General features: G+C 42.5%; 13 protein-coding genes and 5 pseudogenes. 6 read left to right on the top strand and 12 right to left on the bottom strand.

Features of this window, described 5'->3' with window-relative positions:
- Nucleotides 1–4: 4 nt before the first annotated feature.
- Entirely contained in the window at nt 5–2,692 is a 2,688-nt protein-coding gene (locus tag Vt282_RS16630; protein WP_162064106.1) for a bifunctional acetate--CoA ligase family protein/GNAT family N-acetyltransferase, read from the bottom strand.
- A gap of 215 nt (nt 2,693–2,907) precedes the next feature.
- Between Vt282_RS16630 and Vt282_RS16625 the strand changes: the two genes are divergently transcribed.
- On the top strand, nt 2,908–3,417 hold the full coding sequence (locus tag Vt282_RS16625; RefSeq protein ID WP_162048137.1) for an SPOR domain-containing protein: 510 nt from the start codon (nt 2,908–2,910) through the stop codon (nt 3,415–3,417).
- 205 nt (nt 3,418–3,622) lie between these two features.
- Nucleotides 3,623–4,615 carry a D-alanine--D-alanine ligase gene (locus Vt282_RS16620; protein WP_162064105.1) on the top strand — a complete coding sequence of 331 codons (993 nt, stop codon included), beginning with the start codon at nt 3,623–3,625 and terminating at the stop codon, nt 4,613–4,615.
- On the opposite strand, the gene Vt282_RS16615 is transcribed toward Vt282_RS16620, so the two are convergent.
- Complete coding sequence (locus Vt282_RS16615; RefSeq protein ID WP_162064104.1) at nt 4,612–5,568, bottom strand: tyrosine-type recombinase/integrase; 957 nt, start codon at nt 5,566–5,568, stop codon at nt 4,612–4,614. The two genes, Vt282_RS16620 and Vt282_RS16615, sit on opposite strands and share 4 nt — an antisense overlap.
- 98 nt (nt 5,569–5,666) lie before the next feature.
- Here Vt282_RS16615 and Vt282_RS16610 point away from each other — a divergent pair.
- The 3 genes and pseudogenes from Vt282_RS16610 (at nt 5,667) to Vt282_RS16600 (ending at nt 7,849) form a co-directional block, all read left to right on the top strand.
- Nucleotides 5,667–6,040 (top strand): annotated as a pseudogene (locus Vt282_RS16610) (DUF3319 domain-containing protein).
- A gap of 2 nt (nt 6,041–6,042) precedes the next feature.
- Nucleotides 6,043–6,354 carry a stress response translation initiation inhibitor YciH gene (yciH, locus tag Vt282_RS16605; protein WP_162064103.1) on the top strand — a complete coding sequence of 104 codons (312 nt, stop codon included), beginning with the start codon at nt 6,043–6,045 and terminating at the stop codon, nt 6,352–6,354.
- 605 nt (nt 6,355–6,959) lie between these two features.
- Nucleotides 6,960–7,849: pseudogene (locus tag Vt282_RS16600) on the top strand (DMT family transporter).
- A gap of 138 nt (nt 7,850–7,987) precedes the next feature.
- On the opposite strand, the pseudogene Vt282_RS16595 reads toward Vt282_RS16600, so the two are convergent.
- From Vt282_RS16595 to Vt282_RS16550, 10 genes and pseudogenes are all read right to left on the bottom strand, one after another.
- Nucleotides 7,988–8,697 (bottom strand): annotated as a pseudogene (locus Vt282_RS16595) (phospholipase D family protein).
- 508 nt (nt 8,698–9,205) lie between these two features.
- Nucleotides 9,206–9,355 (bottom strand): YoaH family protein, encoded by a 150-nt coding sequence (locus Vt282_RS16590; RefSeq protein ID WP_162048134.1) that lies wholly within the window; start codon nt 9,353–9,355, stop codon nt 9,206–9,208.
- Between the two features lie 69 nt (nt 9,356–9,424).
- Nucleotides 9,425–10,558, bottom strand: coding sequence for a conjugal transfer protein TraF (locus Vt282_RS16585; RefSeq protein WP_162048133.1), 1,134 nt, complete (start codon nt 10,556–10,558; stop codon nt 9,425–9,427).
- 61 nt (nt 10,559–10,619) lie between these two features.
- Entirely contained in the window at nt 10,620–11,495 is an 876-nt protein-coding gene (locus Vt282_RS16580) for a DUF2861 family protein (protein ID WP_162064102.1), read from the bottom strand.
- Nucleotides 11,492–12,148, bottom strand: a complete 657-nt coding sequence (gene vxrB / locus Vt282_RS16575; RefSeq protein ID WP_162064101.1) for a response regulator transcription factor VxrB — start codon at nt 12,146–12,148, stop codon at nt 11,492–11,494. The genes Vt282_RS16580 and vxrB overlap by 4 nt, the downstream gene beginning before the upstream one ends.
- On the bottom strand, nt 12,123–13,529 hold the full coding sequence (vxrA, locus tag Vt282_RS16570) for a sensor histidine kinase VxrA (RefSeq protein ID WP_162064100.1): 1,407 nt from the start codon (nt 13,527–13,529) through the stop codon (nt 12,123–12,125). The genes vxrB and vxrA overlap by 26 nt, the downstream gene beginning before the upstream one ends.
- A 224-nt stretch (nt 13,530–13,753) precedes the next feature.
- Nucleotides 13,754–15,157: a Re/Si-specific NAD(P)(+) transhydrogenase subunit beta gene (pntB, locus tag Vt282_RS16565; protein WP_162048130.1), complete on the bottom strand. Its 1,404-nt coding sequence runs from the start codon at nt 15,155–15,157 to the stop codon at nt 13,754–13,756.
- A gap of 12 nt (nt 15,158–15,169) precedes the next feature.
- Nucleotides 15,170–16,721, bottom strand: a pseudogene (locus Vt282_RS16560) (Re/Si-specific NAD(P)(+) transhydrogenase subunit alpha).
- 291 nt (nt 16,722–17,012) lie between these two features.
- A pseudogene (locus tag Vt282_RS16555) lies at nt 17,013–17,290 on the bottom strand (HlyU family transcriptional regulator).
- A complete protein-coding gene (locus Vt282_RS16550; protein ID WP_162064099.1) occupies nt 17,236–17,667 on the bottom strand; it encodes a late competence development ComFB family protein in 432 nt (143 codons plus the stop codon). The pseudogene Vt282_RS16555 and the gene Vt282_RS16550 overlap by 55 nt, the downstream one beginning before the upstream one ends.
- 289 nt (nt 17,668–17,956) lie before the next feature.
- On the opposite strand from Vt282_RS16550, the gene Vt282_RS16545 reads away from it, so the two are divergent.
- Nucleotides 17,957–19,195, top strand: a complete 1,239-nt coding sequence (locus tag Vt282_RS16545; RefSeq protein ID WP_162064098.1) for a GGDEF domain-containing protein — start codon at nt 17,957–17,959, stop codon at nt 19,193–19,195.
- The last annotated feature ends 19 nt before the right edge of the window (nt 19,196–19,214 follow it).

Below are 19,214 nucleotides of genomic sequence, written 5' to 3'. Positions count from 1 at the left end.
CTATTTACGATTCTTGTAAAGGTAAAACCATATCAGCGGTTCCATCTTCAAACTGAATATCGATCTTAAATCCTAAGCTTGTTGCCAACAGCAACATGCCACGGTTTGTTGGCATGGTCATACCCGACATTTGGCGGGTACCTTTATTTCGACAATAATCGATGATCTTGCTCATCAAAATTTTGCCTAGACCCTTGCCTTTAAGATCCGAGCGGATCAAAATTGCGAATTCTGCATCGCTATTGTCATGATTGATCAATGCGCGACTAACCCCAATGATTTCCTGTCTGTTACCAACACTTGAAACCGCAACAAACGCCATTTCTCGGTCGTAATCAATTTGCGTCAATTTGGCAAGCGCTTCATGATTGAATTCACCCACTTCAGAGAAGAATCGCTTATAGAGATCGTCTTTTGAGACTCCTTGAATAAAAGCGGCATGTAATGGCTCATCCTCAGGCAAAATAGGACGTAACATCACCGCAGCACCATCTTTCAATGTGGTTGGCTCTTCGTATTCAACAGGGTAAGGGCGTATCGCTAGGCGTCTTTGCGCATCTCCTTGATATTGTCGCAAGGTGAGATCAGCATCAAGGATGGTAAATTGCTTACCATTGGCCAGTACTGGATGTATATCCAGCTCATGTACTTGCGGGCAATCAACCACAATTTGCGATATCTTAACGAGCACTTCAGACAAGCCATCAATGTCGATCGGTTCGGGCAGTTTTTGCAGTCGAATTTTATTCCCTTTTATCGCGCGTACAATTAAATAACGAGCGAGAGTCATATTCAAAGGCGGTAACGCCGACGCCGCATCGATATTTTCATCCCACTCTGATCCACCTTGTCCCAAGAGTATGACCGGCCCAAATGTAGAGTCGTATTTAACCTTAATTCTTAGCTCTTCGCCGCCAGCTGTGCGTGCCATGCCTTGTACGAGGAGGCCATGAATATTGGCTGAAGGATAGGAGAGTTCAGTACGGTCAAGGATTGCTTGGGCAGCGTTAGCCACTTCAGTGCTGTTACGTAAATTGAGCATCACACCCTGAACATCAGACTTATGTGCAATGTCTGGTGAGCGAAGTTTAACCGCGACTGGATAACCAATTTGAGCGGCAACATGAACAGCTTCACTGGCATCAGTCGCCAGCCAAGTCGGCAATACCTCAAAATTAAAGTATTTGAAAAACGGTCCGATTTGATGAGTATCTAAAGTGACTGTCTCGTTGTTTTTTAACTGTTTATATATCCAGTCTTTTGCATGGGCGATATCATCAACATGTACAGGCTCTGCTGTCGTCGGTGTTTCCATCAATTGTTTTTGGTTACGTCTGTATTCCACTAAGTGCATGAATGCAACGACAGCACTTTCAGCGGTTCGATAAGTAGGAATACCTGCATTCGTAAAGATGTCACGTGCTGGCCGCGCCGTGAGTTCTCCAGACCAATTCGTCAAAATATTAAAGCGGCGCGAGCGTGGGTGCGCCTTAACAGCATCGACAATCGCTTGCGCTGTTGCTTCAGAATGAGCAATGGCTGATGGACTGTGCATGATCAAAATCGCATCTGCACAGTCGCTATCCATTAAACTATTGAGAGTATCAACATAGCGCTGAGAACCAGAGTCTCCAACCATATCAATAGGATTACCACGGCTCCAACTGGTAGGTAATAGCTTATCTAACTTAGTAACTGTATATTCATCCAGTTTAGCCAATTTACCGCCCCGGCCGAGAAGCGTATCTACGGCCATGATCGCAGGGCCACCGCCGTTAGTTATAATGGCTAGTCTTTCACCGCGTAAAGGAACCGAATGGGTGAGCGTTTCAACGGCAGCGAACAATTCGTGGGAGTTCAACACTCGAAGCATACCGGTTCGTCGTATCGCGGAGTCATAAATAATGTCGAGGGTATCGCCGCCGCCGGTGTGAGCTTTGGCCGCTTTTCGGCCTTCGGCTGTACGACCGCCTTTTAAAACTAAAATTCGACGGTTGCGTGAGGCACCACGCGCAGCCGACATAAAACGTCGCGCATCTTTAATGGAATCTACATAAAGCAAAATGGCCTCAGTGTGAATATCGGTACTGAGATGATCAAGAAGATCGGCAAAATCAATATCAACGGCATTGCCAAGAGAGACGAACGCAGAAAAGCCAATATTTTTGTCGTTCGCCCAATCGAGAATGGTGGTACACATGGCTGCCGATTGTGAGATAAAGGCAATTTTCCCTTTTTTCGGACTGACAGGAGAAAAGGAAGCATTGAATTTCAACCAAGGTAACATCAAACCAAGACTGTTTGGGCCTAAGACTCGCATCCCAGCAGCTCGCGCAATACCCACGCAGAGATCTTGAATCGCTTCGCCTGTGCTGCTTAACTCGTGCATATCCGCTGACAGTACAATGACAGATTTAATCTCTTTTGCGGCAAGTTGATTAAATAACTCGATATTTCGGCTCGCATGGGTACATAAAATCGCAACGTCAGGAACGATGGGTAGAGATGCAATATCAGGATAGGAGAGAACGCCAGATACGGATTTATATTTTGGGGTGACTGGCATTATTGCGCCTTCAAAGCCACCTAAAAGCAAATTTTTCATTACAATATTGCCTGCTCTCATAGGCTGAGTGGAGGCTCCGACCACCGCAATAGATCGCGGCTTTAGCAAGTGGTTAAGATTGCTCATGAATCATCTTCCTAACGTATCGTTTACCATATCGTAACGGACTAAGGACCCTTGGGCAGAATAAATTGTTGGAGTTTTGCTCGAACGAACGTTGCGGTTACCCAGTTTGTGTTATAAGTCACAGAGTCTCATAATATAATGCCGTTGCTAGCTTGATTATAAGCCAGTCTAACGGCATGATTTAATGTAATTTCTATCTAGGGCTCAAAGAATCCATGAAAAAAATAGCTATTGTTGGTTTGTCAGTATTACTGTCAGCTTGTGTGTCTAGTGACTACACAACAGAGGTAAGTTCAGAGAGCTACCGTGAAGATTATCAAGTTGCTCCGGTTGAACCGCCTGTGACTGAAATCGTTCAAGAAACGGTAGTGGAAGAAGTTGTTGTACAAAAACCAAAACCAGTGGTTGTACTAGCTCCGCCAGCGAAAGATGCTCAAGAAGCTCGTTTCGGTTATACAATTCAGGTGGTAGCAGTAGGTTCACAAGCTAAAGTGGATTCTTTCTCACGCCAATTGACCAATCTAGGTCAACCTGTTTGGGAAAACTACAAAGTCGTCAATGGCACTAAATGGTATACAGTGCTTTATGGCGATTACGCAACGCAAGCAGATGCAAAACAAGCAATCGCAGAACTTCCAAGTGAATTCAAAGCGCTGAAACCTTTTGTGAAGAGCATTGACTCAATCAAAAACTCACCATATCCAACGCTTAACAAATTGAACTGATTTGAAAAGGGGGCGAAAGCCTCCTTTTTTATTGCAACGCGAGCATCAAACAAAACCTCGGCCTCACAATATGCCAATCAAGGTATATTTTTTCATCTGTCAGTACCGTAAGAGCGATTTATTCATGCTTACACGGTGTAACTTTGCCTTGATTTTATTATCATACAGCTATTCTCGCTTCTTTTAGCATCACGGAAAGATTTTAATGAAAAATACATCCATTCTTCTTCTATGTGGCGGCGGTTCTTCAGAGCATGAAGTCTCGCTTGTTTCTGCCAACTATCTACAATCTCAATTGGGCCTTACGCCTGAGTTTGATGTTATTCGTGTAGAAATGAAGAAAGACGGTTGGTTTACAGAGCAAGGTGAGCTGGCGCTGCTCGACACCAATTCAGGTCAACTTAATATCGCAGGCCAAAGCCTTGATATCGATTTCGTTATTCCTTGTATTCACGGCTTCCCAGGTGAAACAGGTGACATCCAATCGCTACTTGAACTTTCTGGTATTCCTTATTTGGGCTGCCGCGCGGAAGCAAGTACCAATAGCTTCAACAAGATCACATCAAAACTATGGTATGACGCATTAGGTATTCCAAACACGCCTTACTTGTTTTTGTCTGAAAACAATGAAGATGCTTATCAGCGCACTTTAGCAGCAATGCAACAATGGAGAAGTGTGTTTGTAAAAGCGGCTTGTCAGGGGTCTTCTGTTGGTTGTTACAAGGTAACGGAAATCGCGCAATTACAAAAAGCGATTGATGATGCGTTCACTTATTCAAACCAAGTTTTGGTTGAGAAAGCAGTAAAGCCGCGTGAGCTCGAAGTGGCTGCGTATGAATACCAAGGTGAGTTGGTTCTAACATTGCCTGGTGAAGTAAAAGCGCCTGAAGATACCTTCTACAGTTACGAAGAAAAATACGCAAACACGAGTCATTCAACAACAGACATCGTTGCGCAAAATCTAACACAAGAACAAATTGAAACGATCCGAGTAAACGCTGAAAAAGTGTTTACGCAGATGAAACTACGTCATCTGTCACGCATTGATTTCTTCCTGACACCAGAAGGGGACATTTACCTAAACGAGGTGAATACCTTCCCAGGTATGACCCCAATTTCAATGTTCCCTAAAATGTTAGAAAATCATGGACACAAGTTCCATGAATTCCTTGCATACTGTGTTAAATCGTCGCTTTAATCGATAAACTTAAACGAGACAAAACGTAATTTCTCTAGCTCTGCCTGCCCCTTATTGCCGATGTATTGGTAGGGCATGGCGGGGCTTAACCAACGTCCCGCCTGTTGAATTTCACGAATATTGACACCTTGTCTTGCCAATTCTTGTGTTGCGCCAACGCGCAATGATTGACCTGAAAAGTGATAATCTAAACCAAGCAAATCACTCGCATTACGTAATATTCGATAGATTGAAGAGTCGTTAAGAGGCTGCAGGCCAATATTTTCATGCCTATCTATCGCAGTAAAAACGAACTTCCCGCTACAGCCTCTCACTTTTAACCAGCGAAAAAGAGCAAAGCTTGCACGCTGACTAAAAGTAATTTCTTCGCTTCCGATAAACATCGAGATGTACTCGTTATCAATGTGTAATTGTTCAAAAGTTAAATCTCTTAACTCATGACGTTTGAGCAAGCCTTCATACATCACATAATAAATGGCTAAATCGCGCCAATCTTTTACTGCTCGCGATTTTTCAAGGATAGAGTCGAGCTGGTTTAAGTGCTCTACAGTAAAAGCTGTAGTAGAGCGGTGATCACCATGTTTGGTGACACGGATAGATCCTAGCGCAGTTTGTACACGACTATTTTGCGTTGGGTCGGGATAACTCAACACTCGGTGAATAAGAGAAATTGTTATGACGTAACGTTTTACGCTTGCATATTTGCGTTCTTGTGAGACTTTTTCAATGTATAAGCGAACTGCAGTAGTTGAAGCGGGCAGCACACGGACATTCTTATTCTGGCAAAACTCAACGAACATGTTCCAATCTTTGGTCAACGCCAATAATGAGCTTGAAGCATAAAGACCCGATGTGAGTTGGTTCATGGCCTCAACATCAACAATTTCAGAAAAGGTTTCTGTTAGGATTTTAATTTGTTGTGGCTGAGTTACCACGGGTACTTTCTTTTTCAATCATAATCACCAATTTGAATAGAACTTCCTAAATATACTTGCTTAACAGTATTTTACAATTATGATTAAGCCAACTCTCATCAAAAAGTACTAAGAATATGGCAGTTGCAACGTACCGAGGCTTTGAGCTAAAAACTGTAGGCGCATCAACCGACCTATGGCAGGTTCAAATCAAAAACCGTTTATTACAAGGTCAGATGGCAGCTATAAAAAAGAGTATTGATTGGTTTTGCGATTCGGCGACAATCATCGATCCTAAAGAGTTCGCATCACTGGCTAAATCTAGAGAAACTTCGTCAAAAGCCGTGCAAGAAAACTTTAACGGCTATATCATTAAAATGATACAGGCGAACCAAACGCTTGGTATTGTTTTTTTAATGGTAAACTCATCAAAGGCGGCAAGTTAGCCATTCAACGACACATTGAAAGTTATCTGAACGCTAGAAAAAAAGCAGAGCAACAAAAGAATTAGTCATGACATTAGTATATTCAACTGAAACCGGTCGTATTAAACCTGAAGAGCAAAAAGTAGAGCGTCCAAAAGGTGACGGCATTGTTCGAATTCAAAAGCAAACTAAAGGCCGTAAAGGCAAAGGCGTAAGTATCGTTACTGGTTTGGATATGGATGATGTTCAACTTAAACTTTTAGCCGCAGAGCTGAAAAAAGTATGTGGTTGTGGCGGCGCAATCAAAGACGGCACAATTGAAATCCAAGGCGATGCACGTGACAAAATCAAAGTGCACCTTGAGAAAAAAGGCCATACCGTGAAACTTGCTGGCGGTTAATACGGTACAAACTGATTTATGAAAGCGCTCAATCGAGCGCTTTTTCTTTGAAGAAATCTAATTCTAAATGCTTTGAGTGAATTCAAAGCTTCCCATTGCAAAGAAATTCATTTAAACGTGCAGCAATCAAAAGAACAGCTTAAAGCAAACGCGCAATATACAACTTAACCATCACAGATTGTTAAGTTGTATATAAGTACTTTATGGTAAATCAGCTTATGTTTAATAAAACACTCAATAAGATAGTGGTAGGAGATGCTGAACTTACGTATCGGCAATAATTACTAGATCGCATTTAACATAAGATAGATAATACGCACTGTGATAATGCTTTTGCAGGGCTTGAAATCAACAACGCTTTGTTTGCCGAAACTTTAAGATTATGGATGCCTGCTTTAAACTCGCATTCTTTCCGGTCATTCTTGATGTATTTTAGTGGCTAGCTCAACATATTCTTCCTTAATCAATGAGTGCATTAATTCTCTAAACTTACGTAACGATTCTCACAAAAATAAGCTTCGACACTTTGCTGTTGCTCAGATTCACATATAGTTCGCGTCTCTTGCTGCGCGATCAAATCGCTTGTTCATTTCGGAGCTAAACCTTTGCAATACATTGGAGAACTGGCTGCGTTGTCTGCTGCTGCAGTTTGGGCAATCGCAACCTGGATTTATGGGCAATTTAGTCATCATTTTTCGGCACTACAGCTCAATATCGTTAAAGGCGTAATCGCATCAATAATGATGGCGTTGGTGCTGCCATTTGCGGTCTCGATACCGGAGTCAATTGATAACACGCACCTGTTTATACTGGCGATCTCGGGTGTGATCGGTATTGCGATTGGTGACAGCGCCTATTTCTCGTCGCTCAAACGAATCGGTGCAAACAAAACCTTATTACTTGAATCGCTTGCGCCACCTTTATCTGGCGTACTGTCACTTATGTTCTTGGGTAGTGTTTTACCCGTGCAAAGTTGGTTGGGCGTTATTATTACAACCATTGCAGTAACTTTCGTAATAATACAGCCAAGTGGCAACGACGCAAAAACCTTAAACTGGGCGGGTATTGGTTTTGGATTACTCGCCAGTACATGCCAGGCATCTGGTGTGGTTATCTCCCACTACGCTCTCGTTGCTGGTGATTTACCACCGCTGTTAGGCGCGATTATTCGCTTAACAGTTGGTGTATTGGCAGTCACTGCAATCATCGTTTTCGTAGAGAAACGACCATTTCATCAAATTAAAAATCACTTTGTACAACTCACACAAAAAGCATTTTTAACACTGTTACTCGCGATTTTCGTAGGAACCTTTTTAGCTCTTTGGCTTCAGCAAACTGCGCTTAAGTACGCGAATCCGGCAATAGCACAAACAATTATCGCGACAAATCATTTATGTTGGCTATCAGCGCAGTCAAAGGCGAAAAACCAACAATGGAAAGCGTTTTGGGTACGCTTGCAGCGATTACTGGTATTTCTTTGTTCTTTTTAAAGTAGATCATAAATGGCAACGTACGTCGAGGGCGATACTATTACATGCCCTCGATTTTACGCTGGAATTAGGGTTTAACGTGGGATATAAATTTCGACAATGCTTTGCAAACAAAATTCGTTACACGGTAACTATTAAACAAGTCAAAACGTCAGCTCTGATGGCCATAAGAAGTACATACCAAAACGCTTACTATACTTAAATTCTCCACCCGCTACTTTACCTGACTCGGTCAATTTATGCTTACCGTCAACAAGTTCTAGAAAACCTTTATTAGTAAGTTGTTCAAGTAGCTCCTGTGTCTTAATACCAAGTTTCACTGCCAATTTTGACGAAGTGAGCTTTTCAATGGTCAGCGAATCAGAGTCATCTTCCCCGATTAACTCGGGAGTCGATTCAGCTGACGGGATTTTTTCAAGAGAGATTCGAACTTCTTCACTAATACGAATAATACGCTGGGCTTCCTCAAAAGCATCACGGTACATTTCATGATCATCTTGCTTGCTAAGAGCAATTCCCATTTCATTGTTGTTTACTTGACTGAATTCATAAAGATTTAGACTGGTAATAATACAAGTATCTTCATTCAAGTAGCACTTAGCGTGTAAATTCTTACAGAAACTGGTACGGATGTATGTCAGACCTTTAGCCAGTTTATTTCATCAGGATGAAGTTCACTTTTTCCATAAACAATCCTAACATCGATTTTCAAACGGTTTTTATCTTCAAGTAACTCTTTAATTCGCTCGTTAAGCTTTAGGAACGGGCTAATCAGCACTAAACGCTCAGATGCGCTCTTAATCAATTCTTCGAGAAAATAATTGGTCGCGCTGGTATTCAGGAATTTCGCCATAAAGTTCTCCTTCTCTATGTTCGATCCTACATAGTTAGGCTTTTATGTCATCTGGGTGTTAGGAACTAGATTCCAGAATTAGGGTAAGCATCGAAATTTTATTGCAACATGCTGCATTCATTTTCGTAGTCTCTTACCATCAACTTGGCGAGCCAATTAGTTACCCTGTCACAATAAACACTACTCAATTCGAGCCATAACGTTACTCTTTCACTACGCAGATGATTCCACTAGCTATTTTCATACCTATTTGTGTCGGTCTTATATTATGTAATTAAATTACAAAACAATTATTAGCATAAGCTAGTCAGCATAAAACACTACTATAAATTATTGTTATTTAATAAATAAATAGGAATCACATAAATTTACGTTGCAACCACAAGGACAGTAATTTTGAGTTTTGCAGGTGTCACGTTTTGAATTTCAGTCTGAAGTATCTTATATGGAACAAGAAATTAGTTATAGTGCATTAAGATCTAAAAAAAGGCAGTAACCTGCCCTTTTCTTAATCTTGTTTTTTTGCTGCTTCTTCGCGGATTTTGTTCGCCACAATCTTAATTGCTTCTGCAGTGCTAATACCTTGTGTCATTAGCTTTTGAATTTCTTCTACTGCTTTTTGTTGTTCTTCGTGGCTTAGGCTTAAATCATCAAACATAAAAAAGGCTCCTAATTTTAGGAGCCGACTATATTATGAATCGTAGAAGAATTCTAGTAGTGCGTGATGCTAGTAATTCGTTAAGAAGTTTACGTATGCACCGACTGAATCTTCATTGGTATAACTGGCACCAATATCGAGTTGGAACAAGTTAAGTGGCGATAAACCAATACCTGCTGTCACAGTGCCATCAGTGTTGTCATACGCTAAATTCTTTTTCCAACCGCCACGTAATTTTAGTTGACGAAGAATGTCAATCTCGGCACCGACTCTCAACCATTGTGTGTTGTCATCAAATGCTTTGTAGCGTTCTTCTTCTTTTAAATCGTAATCAACACTTAAGGTGAAGTAGTCAGCAACAATACCTGCACCGACAGTAAACTGTGGTGACATTTCATATTCGTATGAAACTTGTGAGCCATCAAACTGTGAGTTGATGGTTTTGGTTTCAATATCGCGTGAGATTAGGTTCGTTGCTGCAATACCGACTCGGAATGGACCATGGAACCAAAGAAAACCCGCATCCATATTAAAGATGGTTTCGCCCTGGCCATTCTCTCGTAAATCGTTTAAGTCATAATTGGTAATGCCTGCTTCATATACGTAGGTGTAAATGCGTTGCAGTTTAGGCGTAACACCAAAAGAAAGATGTTGCCCTAAAAATGTTTGGTATTTTGCAAGTGAGATGCCCGCTTCTGCTACCGCAACACTGACGGCACGAACACCGCTACCTTGTGCATTTTCAACATCAGTACCATCCGTTTTAATTTCTGCAGTTGCATACGATTCGGTATAGAGTTTACCAAAAGCATTTGCCGCGATGTATCGGTTTGGAATGGCAAACGCAACTACGCCACCAATGTCGACTTTAAGGTTATCGCCTTTTAAGTCATTAAGTGCTGCTTCGGCAGTGGCGTAGTCACCCACGTTGATCGCGTCTTCTGCACGTTCAAGATCGTCAACAAATGTACCGGTATCGGTGTAATTGAAACCTATGCTTGGCGTGATCATGCCAACGTCATCATTACGACGATAGATTGCGGTGAGTGCTGGGTTATAAAATGGCGCAGTTAAAAAGTTCCCAGAGACAACACCAACACCACCCATTGCTTCACCACGCGCTTCGATAGCGTAGTTTGCCGCATGAGCAGAACCAAAAGACATTGCTACCGCAAGAGGTAGTATTTTATATGCGATCTTCATAGTGGATGCTAAATTCTGTTTAGTGTGAATAACTTATCGGCTCATTCTCGCCTAACTTGAGTTATTCCTCCACAGAAACATCATAGGTTTTGCTAATTATTTGCGTTTGTTCAACCATTATTTTGCCTTGCCAACGACGATGCGCCATTGAAACCGCTAAAACGTAACGTCCAGGCTCAATATCATCGAGCGGTAATGAGGTTGGATAATCAGATTCGTAGCTACCACTCCAAATTTGGTTGTAAGTACCATCGACATAATCGTATAACGCAGCGTTAAGTTTTGGTAATGGACAAGTCGGATTGAGTAGCGTGTGTTGCTCTACTTGCCAATAATCTTTAGATGCCCAACGTACAGACATACTTAACTTAGGATCGGCGAAAATTAGCCATGAGCTCCACTTGTCACCGTTTGATGATGTAATTTCAATTCGGTACAAACCCATTGATAGCTTGTTGTTAATGTTGTAGCGCTTGGAATAGGTTGAAACGCCAGACGAGTTTTCGCGAACTAAGTCCAACACGGTATCATTAGAAACCGTTCGATTGACCCAACCTTTCAGCGAAATATCCGTTATTTGCGCAGAACTCTGTACTTCGACATTGGCACGAAATGCATCTCTACCGGGGCTTTGAATTTCTGAACGTTGAACTGAAACGCCTTTCAGCCAGTCAGGAAATTCCTGTGAGCTCAGCCCTTTACCACAGTCGACGTCAAAAGATTGGATGAGAATTTCATTGAGGTGTGTTTGCAGAGATTGGCTCGGTTCGAGTTGCCACATCTCAACTAACGATGAAAACATCGATTCAAGATCGTTGTTGAGCAGGTGTTTGTGGGTTTGAGTTAAAGGCGTGTTACTCTCAAACCAAACCTGAGACTGAGAAACAACAGGTGCACTAAGCAGTGCACCTGACAATAAAACTAGATTTTTAATCATGCTTTCATCTTGTAACCAACACCACGTAGTGTTTCGATTTCTAAGCCAGGTAGTTTTTGGCGTAGTTGCAACACGTGAGTATCAACGGTACGAGTTGTCGGGAAATGGTTATAGCCCCAAACGTGGTCCAGCAATTCATCACGCGTAAATACGCGGCCTAAGTTGCTCGCAAGAAATAGCAACAAATCAAACTCGGTACGCGTTAATGTAATCATTTGGTCATTGAAAAAAACTTCTCGCGTGCTTTTATCAATCAACAAATTCTCGGTGCGCACTTTGGTATCATCTTCTTGACCATCAGGCGTACGTAATTGCGCTCGAATACGCGCGAATAGTTCTGCTTCAGCAAAAGGTTTTGTTAGGTAGTCGTTCGCGCCAGCGTCTAAGCCCGTCACTTTGTCTTTTACTGTGACCAGTGCTGTTAGCAAAATCACTGGAATATCTTTTAGTGCTTTCCACTGAGGAAGTTGAGATACTGAGTCGCCATCAGGTAGTTGTCTGTCTAGAATCACTAGATCAGATTTGACCCAATATTGTTCTACTTCCGCGATGCTTTCAGCGTGGAAGCATTCATACCCTGCTTGTTCTAGGCTAACCAAAAGGCCATCAGCTAAATTTTTGTCGTCTTCAACGAGAAGCAGTGTCTGTTTCACAAGGTATCTCCAATATAAACGTTGTTGGTGGACCAATGAGCTTCATTTTCCCTCCCATTCGGCCAACCATAGAGTCAACAATCGTTAAACCCAAACCTAAACCACTCTTGCTTACAAAGGGTTTACGCAACTCACGCCAATCTTTGTGTGTAAGTTGCCCTTGGTCGATTACGCTGAACATAATTTTTTGATTAGAGGTTTTCACATCCAATCTTATCGGTTTAACTCCATATTTAACCGCGTTTCTTACTAGGTTATCGAGACATGTACCTAACCAGTACACATTAAGTTTTGCCGCGATATCATGGTCGATGACAAATTCGACTTGTTGATCGAACTCTTCCTCAACCTTAAATTCTAACCACTCCGCGACCGAAGGAACCCATTCAGTTGCCAGTGGTTTATTGTCTGATTGCAAATAATCTTTACTCGCTTCAGCAAGTTGACGTAAACGCCTTGAGTCTTCGCACAGCCGTCTAAACTCATCATAAACGGATTCTGGTAAGTCCTCAAATTCTCGTCGAAATCCCTCTACGGTCAACGACAAACTGGCGATCGGTGTACGTAATTCATGCGTCAGGATTTGCAGTACTAACATTCGGCTGCGCATCTCTTGTCGTTTAGCGTTCCAACGGTATAGCGACCAACCCGCAACCAAAAGAATGTTGACGACGACCAAAGCAGCCATACTAATTTTTAGTATGTCTGCGTGATCTTCAACATCCCAACAAATGTTGCCTCGCTGTACAAAGCATGCCTCTGATTCAGAAGTCAAATTCAGGCTAAGTCCCGCTTCAGCGACATTAGCGCTCCACAACGATTCAGGATAAACATAATAGTTGTCATTTTTACGCAACCATAATTCATCACCTTCCATGAACATACTTGCGCCTGAGATCAGTGATGTCACTGAATCTTCACCCATTCGCTGCAAGCGACCAAGCAATGTGCTTTTATCCGCTAACGGTCGCTCTTTAATATGCATGTATTGCTCAAGCTCAGTCGTCAATTCCGGATGAGTGACAATGTAACGATTTGCGTAAGTACCGCCACCAGGGTGAATTAATGCACTCCGTGCAAACCAGCGCGGATTAAGCTTTGTGCCTTTACACATCGCACGAGTAAACACCAAAGGTTCTGTCACTAAAGGACTCAGTGGCAGTTTTCCATTACAAGAAACCGAAAGTTTGTACAGCCTTTGAATATCCTCTAACGGATAACTGGATGTTTGAGGGAGCATTGACTGCGGCGTGATAAGCCGCGTGGGATAGTCAGATTGTAGCACCCGCACATCGTAAGAAACTGACGCTTGAGAAGTCTTAAATAAATTTACAAATTTATCAATACGCTCAGGTAAGGTGTCTGCCCTGCCCCATTGCAACGAAGGTAAAAAGACATACTAATAATTTTGTTTTGGCTATTTTCAAGGCAATTTTATCAAATCAGCGAGTTACCATCAGCGTGCGGATTATGGCAACACTAGATGCACAATGTGTAATATTCATGTCAATTTTAACCGAACTTCAACTTTTTGTATTTCTAATTAAGTTCAAGCGAATAAAAAAGGCCAGCATTACGCTGGCCTTTCAAAGATTTAAACACAGATTATAGTGCTTTCGCGATTGCGTCTACACTTTCTTTCGCATCGCCAAACAGCATTTGCGTGTTCTCTTTAAAGAACAGTGGGTTTTGAACACCCGCATAACCCGTATTCATCGAACGCTTGAACACGATTACGTCTTTCGCATTCCACACTTCCAATACTGGCATGCCAGCGATTGGGCTGTTTGGATCTTCGAGAGCCGCTGGGTTTACTGTATCATTTGCACCGATGACCAATACTACGTCTGTTTGTGGGAAATCATCGTTGATTTCATCCATTTCCAGTACGATATCGTACGGTACTTTCGCTTCTGCTAGCAGTACGTTCATATGACCAGGCAGACGACCCGCTACTGGGTGAATACCAAAGCGAACTTCGATACCTTGAGCTCGTAGCTTTTCAGTAATTTCATGCACTGGGTATTGAGCTTGTGCCACTGCCATGCCGTATCCCGGAGTGATGATGACTGATTTCGCGTTTTTCAGCATATCCGCCACATCTTCTGCGTTGATCTCACGATGCTCGCCATACTCTTCATCACCAGAAATCACCACTTCTTGGCCGAAGCCACCAGCGATAACACTGATAAATGAACGGTTCATCGCCTTACACATAATGTAAGACAGGATCGCACCAGATGAACCAACCAAAGCACCTGTAACGATCAATAGATCGTTCGCTAGCATGAAACCTGCGGCTGCCGCTGCCCAACCTGAATATGAGTTAAGCATCGAAACCACAACTGGCATATCCGCACCACCGATTGAAGCAACTAGGTGGTAACCGAAGGCAAATGCGATTAGAGTCATGATAATAAGAGCAAACATGCTGCCATCTGCTTTAACGAAGTAGATCATTAACAGAGTAGAAACAACAATCGCCGCAAGGTTCATTTTGTGTTTGTGCGGTAGATTTAGTGGTGATGATGAAATCACGCCACGTAGTTTACCAAACGCTACGATTGAACCCGTAAAGGTAACTGCACCGATGAATACACCTAGGAATACTTCAACTAGGTGAATAACATGGTGTGCATGTAGCTCAGATGGTGCAAGTAGAGCAGCGTTCGCAATTTCTGGTGCATCTAGGTAGCTGTTGTAACCAACAAGTACCGCAGCCAAACCTACAAAGCTATGCAATATTGCAACTAGCTCTGGCATTTCAGTCATTTCTACTTTCTTAGCGTAGAAAATACCGATAGCACCACCGATCACCATCGCAACGATGATCCAGCCAAAACCTTGTGCATCAGGGCCAAAGATCGTCGCGATCAACGCGATCGCCATACCCGCGATACCGTAATAGTTACCTGAGCGAGCAGAGTCTTGCTTTGATAAGCCAGCTAAGCTCAAGATAAAAAATAGTGCAGCAACAATGTAAGCTGCTTGTACTAGTCCTGCAGACATTCCCTGTTACTCCTATTTATCTTTACGGAACATTTCAAGCATGCGCTTGGTCACGGTGAACCCACCGAAAATGTTGATGCTTGCGATTAGAACCGCGATAAATGACAAGAATGTCACCACGCCATGACCTTGACCGATTTGCAGCAACGCACCAACAACGATAATGCCTGAAATGGCATTAGTTACCGACATAAGCGGTGTATGCAGTGCGTGCGTTACGTTCCAAACCACATAGTAACCAACCACACAAGACAACACGAATACGGTAAAGTGCGCTAGAAATGCAGCCGGAGCAACCGTTGCAATCCAACCAAATGCAGCAAGAGCAACACCAAGGCCGATTAACTTCTTAATCGGTGAAACTGGCTCGTCTACTTTTTTAGCAGGGGCAGGTGCCGCTTTAGGTTTTTGCTCTGGTTGAGCTGATACTTGAATTGGTGGCGCAGGCCAAGTCACTTCGCCTTCTTTTACCACCGTCACGCCACGTAGCACGACGTCTTCGAAGTCGATATTGATGTTGCCATCTTTCTCTTTGCAAAGAAGCTTCATCAAGTTAACTAGGTTGGTCGCATAAAGTTGAGAAGACTGCGTCGGTAGTCGACCTACCATATCGGTGTAACCGATAACTTTTACACCATTTGCAGTTGTAATCACTTGGTCGGCCACAGTGTATTCACAGTTACCACCGTTAGCAGCTGCAAGGTCAACAATCACACTACCCGCTTTCATGCTATCAACCATTTCTTTGGTGATTAGCGTTGGCGCAGGACGTCCAGGAATTAGTGCCGTTGTCACGATGATATCAACGTCTTTCGCCTGAGCTGCGTATAGCTCAGCCGCTTTCTTGTTGAACTCGTCAGACATTTCTTTTGCATAGCCGTCACCGGAACCAGAGTTTTCTTTGAAATCAACTTCTAAGAATTCTGCGCCCATTGACTGAACTTGTTCTTTTACTTCAGGACGAACGTCAAATGCACGTACGATAGCACCAAGGCTACCTGCCGCACCGATTGCAGCAAGACCGGCAAACACCAGCACCAGCAACAAGCACTTTCGCAGGTGGTACTTTACCTGCCGCGGTAATTTGACCAGTGAAGAATCGACCGAACTCGTGAGCTGCTTCAACAACAGCACGGTAACCGGCAATGTTCGCCATTGATGACAATGCATCTAAAGCTTGAGCGCGAGAGATACGAGGAACCGCATCCATTGCAAGAACGTTGATGTTTTTACTAGAAAGTTGTTCCATCAACTCTGGGTTTTGCGCAGGCCAAATAAAGCTCACTAATGTTGCTCCGTCATTTAACTGAGCAATTTCGTCAACCTCGTCATTAACGATTGGTGCGTTTACTTTAAATACGATGTCGGAGTTCCAAGCATCATCTTTCGATACTACTTTTGCTCCTGCAGCTTCAAAAGCTGCATTTTCAAAACTTGCTGCTTCCCCAGCTTGAGATTCAACGACAACGTCGAAACCCAATTTAATTAGCTGCTCGACCGAACTCGGCGATGCAGCCACTCGCGTTTCTCCGGCGAGTATTTCTTTTGGCACACCAATTTGCATAGCTATTCCTTGACTATTGGCTCAATGATCAATCTTTTGTAACCAACGAAAACACCTATATCAAGTATTTTTGTAACTAAAATACTAAAGTTTATTTCGTTAGCGCGACATTTGAGTTATTTTGCCGTTTTGACTGTAATCAAACAACACCTTAATCCCTAAAAGTGCTCTTACCAGTTCGCAAAAAAAGGTCATAAATCAAACGATTAATATAAATGCGAACAAAAAAAGAGCCATCAGCATAACTGCTAACGGCTCGACAATTAATGACATCTATCAAATCAGGGAATACTAATCGAAAATATTGCCTTTCATTTGGTCAATATACATTTGCGCTTTCTTTAACATAAATTCATCGGCATCACCGCGGCTAGAAAGCACGTCTGAACGAATAAAGCGGTGACTCTTAATTTCACCATCAATCTCTTTTTCAATTCTGCCAGCAATACGATATTGACCAGACTCTGTATCGCTCTTGATAAATCAAAAGCCTTGTATTCGACTGGCTCAACTTCTATTTGTTTTGTTGGCGAACTTTCGCGGCCAAACAAGCGAGAGAAAAACCCCACTTTCGCTCCTTACTGCTTAGTTGTTTTAGTATTGGCTTTTCAAACCACTCGAGTTCAACATCTTCGTCAAAGCGAGGGTTAGAAAATATCACAGGGAATTCATCTTTTCGATTTTTTCGACGATCGTCAAGAATCATACTTGTTGCTGATTCAACCGCAATTTCCGTATTTTTCTTTAGTGTCAATAATCTTGTTTCAGAGAGGGTTGAAAGGAAGTCGATGTCATGACGAATATAAACAGGTCTTAACTGGCTTAATGCTAAACAGGCCAAATCAGCCAACTGGTCATTGTCGAATTGCTCTGTATACTCTGGTCGAGCTAATACTTGACCAACTAGGTTTTCCATATAGTTATGTACATCTTCGCTGATTTGCATTGCTTTCCTCTCTTTCGGTTGGGTATCACTCAATGCTCTGGTAACCACAAGATGCTTAGTTCAGCAGAATTCACTTGAGCATATTAAGTATTAATACAGAAAACGGAAAACATAAATGCTCTATATCTCAATTTCTTAAAACCGTCTCCATTTAAAAACAAAGCGTTGATGAATGTTTATGGTATGACGCATTTTTCGACCAATGAAATGCAAAACACTTGGAAAATGATTTTATGTCGTTATCCTTTGTAGTCGAGTCGTAGCAGGAAACCCAAGGAAACGTTAAGTAATGTCATTATCAATGGTTACATCAAGTTGGTTTCGATTTCTGTTTCCAGTTGTATTGTTAGTTATCATTGCCCTTGGTATGGATAATGTTGTGATGCTTGTTCATGCTAATCAAAGCGTCACCTTGCATTTCCCTTACATCTTATTCGGCGTTTGTATTCTACTCGGTCATATTTTCAAACAAAGCCGTTGTTCAATGATCAGCTGCGCAATGTTTATCGCCTATTGGATTATTCAACATTACTTGCAGACCCCCTTATCGACGGGCACGACTATCCTCGATCTTTCGTTACTTGCTTTCGCATTACCTGGTGCATGCTTAGCGATCTATATGTTTAAAGACAGCACAATCCGTAGCGCGAGTTTTATCGGTTATATCGCGATATTGCTACTTATGTTAGTTTGGAGCCAGTTAACGCTCAACTACGCCATCGAAACCAACTTTGATCAGTATCAGTACCCTATTTTGCACGTTGTCCCTGAGGTTTCGAAACTGCCTTTTGTTTTGGTTCTCTATCTCGCGGGTATCGTACTCCTTTGCGCAATTATCGTGCTTAAGTACAACCGCATAGTCGATGCAGCAGTTTATTCGTCAGTACTCGTCGCTGCGGCAACTTTCATTTTTTTCCATGTCAGTTATGTCTCGAGCGTACTCTTTAGTCTCGCAGGTATTTTGCTGTTGGTTTCGTTGCTCTCTGCTAGCTACGAATTGGCGTTTAACGATCGCTTAACCCTTATTCCCGGACGACTGGCACTCGAATCCGATCTCAAACATCTAGGCCGCAAATATTCATTAGCCATGCTCGATATCGACCATTTCAAATCATTCAATGATACATACGGCCACGATACGGGCGATGACGTATTGAAATTGGTTGCCAGCAAATTACGAGAAGTTGGTGGGAATGCTCGAGTTTATCGCTATGGCGGTGAAGAATTTACGGTACTGTTTAAAGGTAAATACGCCGATGAAGCTTGGGACTATTTAGAAGAGCTTCGTCAGAATATCGAAAGTTATGATCTCATTGTGCGAAATATGGACTCGCGCCCTAGCGACAACAAAGAAGGCAGTAAAAAACGCGGTAAGGGCAAAAAATCCAATACGGTCAATCTCACCATTAGTATTGGTGTTGCAGACAGTTATGAAGAGCGCGATACGGACGTGGTACTAAAGGCAGCAGACCAAGCTTTGTATAAAGCAAAACAAAACGGCCGCAATCAGGTCGTTGCAGCCGCGTAACTTACTTTAACTACTTATT

Origin of the sequence: Vibrio taketomensis, assembly GCF_009938165.1 — a bacterium.
GTDB lineage: Bacteria > Pseudomonadota > Gammaproteobacteria > Enterobacterales > Vibrionaceae > Vibrio > Vibrio taketomensis.
Note: the sequence above shows the minus strand (reverse complement) of the source record. Positions and strands in the feature narration are given on the sequence as shown.